At 28.7% G+C, this 2161-nt stretch carries 2 protein-coding genes and 2 pseudogenes; all 4 read left to right on the top strand.

Annotation, left to right across the window (positions count from 1 at the left end; translation table 11 throughout):
- Nucleotides 1-823 (top strand): annotated as a pseudogene (locus ACH8JV_RS19290) (hypothetical protein); the annotation flags it as partial.
- Between the two features lie 270 nt (nt 824-1093).
- The gene (locus ACH8JV_RS19285) at nt 1094-1447 is read left to right on the top strand and encodes a hypothetical protein (protein ID WP_396523248.1); all 354 of its coding nucleotides are present in this window, start codon (nt 1094-1096) and stop codon (nt 1445-1447) included.
- 8 nt (nt 1448-1455) lie between these two features.
- The gene (locus ACH8JV_RS19280) at nt 1456-1647 is read left to right on the top strand and encodes a hypothetical protein (protein ID WP_396523246.1); all 192 of its coding nucleotides are present in this window, start codon (nt 1456-1458) and stop codon (nt 1645-1647) included.
- A gap of 93 nt (nt 1648-1740) precedes the next feature.
- Nucleotides 1741-2161, top strand: a pseudogene (locus tag ACH8JV_RS19275) (hypothetical protein); the annotation flags it as partial.

Below are 2161 nucleotides of genomic sequence, written 5' to 3'. Positions count from 1 at the left end.
ATCTAAATTTACACCTAGAGAGTGGATACTTTCTATTATAATCATGCTTATTATTGAGGCATTTATTTTTTGGGTTTCTTTTCAATTTGCAGGAAATAGTAGTGCATTAGGATATGTATCTTTTGCAGGAACTTTAATTTCAATAATTTTGGCTGTACTTGCAATAGGCTATACTTATGTGGAATCACAGCAACAAAAAAATTCTAGTGCAACTTTTGCAACTCAACTTGATTCTCTGGTAAAAATTAAAGATAAGTTACAGATACAAGCTGAAGCATTAGATAATATTCAAAATCTAAAGAATGATATCACTGATTTCAAGGCAGAAGTTTTTGATCATTTTTCAGAGACTAAAAATAAAATCGAATCTAATAATGGAATTATAAAACAGTTGATTGATGGTGGGGATTACGAAAAGAAAATATTAAATAATATTCAAGATTCAGGTGTTAATTCAAATTTAATTGAAAGGATATTTTCTCGTAATGAGATGAATATATTTAAAATGGGATTTGTTATTGCTTTTGCATACATACGTTCTAAAGTACCTGATGATCCAAACGAAGATATTTGGAAATACATGAAGAATAATTCATACTTAAAAGAATTGTTTAATAGTAATAATAGTTTAGCATTTTCAATGTATGCTACGGCAATAGTTATATTTGATCTAATTACTAAACTTCAAGTATTAAATGACTTAGAGATTAATCCTAAGTTAAGTGAAACATTTAAAACTTATATAGAAGATTTGAAAGATTCAAGTTTAGTAGAGAAAGAAGAAATTTTAAAAAATTTTATTATATCAATTGAAAGCTTATAAAATATAATGAGTTATTAATATTTTTAATTACAATTGTTGATAATCTCTAAATGTAAAAAATAGTCACCCTTGCAGTGGCTTTTTTATTGGATTAAATTTATGAAAAAAGAGATTAGCATTCACCTTCCTGTTCGTCCAATGCTTCTTTAACAAAGTAGCCTGCTACGGTTAAGTTTTTAAAAATTATTAGAGATCCCTATAGCTGATATTGTAATATTGTTTTGTATATATGGGGATAGATACGTGAGACTAATACTTATTGTAATTTTAATGTCACTTGGAAGTCTATTGCATGCTGAAGAAAAAGAATCAACGGTCTGTGAAAAGCTCAATAGTGCAGCATATCAAATCATGTTAGAAAGACAGTCTGGTATAAAGCCTTTTGATTTGCTTGAAAAGCTACTTATTCCATTAGATCAAGATAAGGAAAATGTAATAACGAATTACTATATCAATCACTTTTTTGGTCATGTAAGTGGTTTGGCTTATGAAACACCTCTATATACAACTGAAGATGAAAAACAAAAAGCGGCTACAGATTTTGGTTTGAGAATTGAAAGAATTTGCACAAAGGATAAGACGGCATTATTTGCTCCTCCGCAATTTCAGACTTTTGAGGAATAATTAGCTTAATGCAAAATCAAATTGAACCGATTAATAATGTTGAGCAATTAGATACCGAGAACGAGCAAAAGCAAGAAAACTCGGTGCTTAATTCTGTGAATCCGGATCTAGTTGAAGTAACAGACTTAATTGTAGAAATCGGGAAAGATATAGCTGATTTTGCATCATCTGTTTTCGATAACATCGATATCAATTTTTAACTTAAGAGCTCCCTAATAGTGGGCTTTTTATTATCCTAAAATATCAATCTGATATAATTTAAATAACAAGGAGAACTATGGAGCTCTTGAGATTTGGATTCTTATTTAAAAATTGCTTTAGAGATTTTTAAGGTACTAACACCTTTTATTCTTGCGTTAATTGTTTACTTAATTTGGCATAAGCAAAAAGAAAAAGAAGTGATTGCAACAGAGGCTAAGAACTCAATTGCTTTATTAAATGTAATGAGCACTAAGACGGATGAGTTATATCAATTAATGTGCGCTATGATTGATACATATCCTCCTATTAATCCGACTAAAGAAATGCTCAAAAACTTTAATGATAAAATAGATGAATTAGACAAAAAAAGGTTAGAAATATTTTATTCAGCTCTTTTTATCTGTGATGCTAAAAAGGATGTATCATTAGAAACTTATTTCGTAGAACAAGATTACGCATTTAAATCAACTATATCAAAGCTTAGAATTTTTTCTCAAGAAATAACTACTATAG

Origin of the sequence: Acinetobacter sp. ABJ_C5_2 (assembly GCF_044538485.1) — a bacterium.
Lineage (GTDB): Bacteria > Pseudomonadota > Gammaproteobacteria > Pseudomonadales > Moraxellaceae > Acinetobacter > Acinetobacter nosocomialis_A.
Note: the sequence above shows the minus strand (reverse complement) of the source record. Positions and strands in the feature narration are given on the sequence as shown.